Origin of the sequence: Streptomyces katrae, from assembly GCF_000717655.1 — a bacterium.
Taxonomy (GTDB): Bacteria; Actinomycetota; Actinomycetes; order Streptomycetales; family Streptomycetaceae; genus Streptomyces; species Streptomyces katrae_B.
Window position 1 is genome coordinate 1 of record NZ_JNZY01000096.1, and the last position, 1,085, is coordinate 1,085.

At 69.1% G+C, this 1,085-nt stretch carries 1 protein-coding gene and 1 pseudogene; both read right to left on the reverse strand.

Going from position 1 to position 1,085, the window contains the following annotated elements; all coding sequences use genetic code 11:
• Positions 1-15: 15 nt before the first annotated feature.
• Positions 16-551: pseudogene (locus IF09_RS41470) on the reverse strand (transposase).
• A partial coding sequence (locus tag IF09_RS0139540; RefSeq protein ID WP_234321348.1) for a winged helix-turn-helix domain-containing protein occupies positions 548-1,085 on the reverse strand: 538 nt, incomplete at its 5' end. The pseudogene IF09_RS41470 and the gene IF09_RS0139540, both read right to left, overlap by 4 nt.

A 1,085-nucleotide genomic window follows, 5' to 3' on the forward strand; every position in this document is an offset into this window, starting at 1 on the left:
CGGTTACTGAAGATTTCAGGGTGGGGTCGGTGGGTTGATGGCCAGACCGGTGGCGGTGAGGCAGCCGTCGACAAGGTGGGGCCGGAGTTGGATTCTGCGTAGCTCGCTGCGGAGTGTGCGGTCGAGGTCGTCGGGTGTGTCGAAGGCGGTGTTGGCCATCGCTCTGCGCACGAGTGACCAGACGGCCTCGACCGGGTTCAGGTCTGGTGAGTATGCCGGGAGGCGGATGGTGGTGAGCCAGTCGTGCTCCGCCTCGTACCGCTTCAGCCCGGCGGCCAGGTGGGTGTTGAGATTGTCCCAAACCACCACGATGGGGCCGTCGAGTTGGATGTGCGCGCGGACCAGGAGATCGCGGTAGTCCTTCCAGGAGAAGCTCTTGCGGGCGCCCTTGAGCAGGAGATGGTTGCGGGGTCGGTGGATGAGGCGGCTCTTCTCGCCGAGTTTGTAGCAGCACAGCGCGGCGACCGAGGTCCGGCGGCGGGAACGGCCGCGGACGCGGATGACGGGGGCTGTCCGCGTCGGCCCCAGGTGCGGGCCCGGGGCGGAGTCATCGAGAAGCCGGCCTCGTCCTCGAAGACGAGCCATGCCCCGGACGCCGCCGCGAGGCTTTTACCCGTGGCCAGACCTCCTTCTTCCACAGTTCCACCGCGTGCTCGTCACGCTCGAGGGCTCTGCGGGCGGGTGCCTGCCAGGACCAGCCGTGCCGTTTCAGCAGCCGCCACACCGTCGGCACCGACAGGGTCAGCCGCAGCCGGCGGCGGATCAGCGTCTGGACCCGGGCCAGCGTCCAGCGTTCGTCGTCGAAGCCGTGCGCCGAGGGGCCTTTGCCGAGTTCCTCCTCGAGCACGGCGAACTGGGCGTCGGTGACGGTCGGGGCGTTCGCCGGACCCGCCGAGCGCAAGCCCTCCATGCCGCCCTCGCGCCAGGCACGACGCCAGCGTTCCACCGACCGCACACTCACCCGCAGATCCTTCGCGATCACCGCGGTCTTCTCACCCGCCGCGAACCGCATCCCGGCCTGAAACCGGATCCCCTCACGAAACGCCCGACGCTCAGCCGTCAGGCCCCCACCCTCTGGATACCTC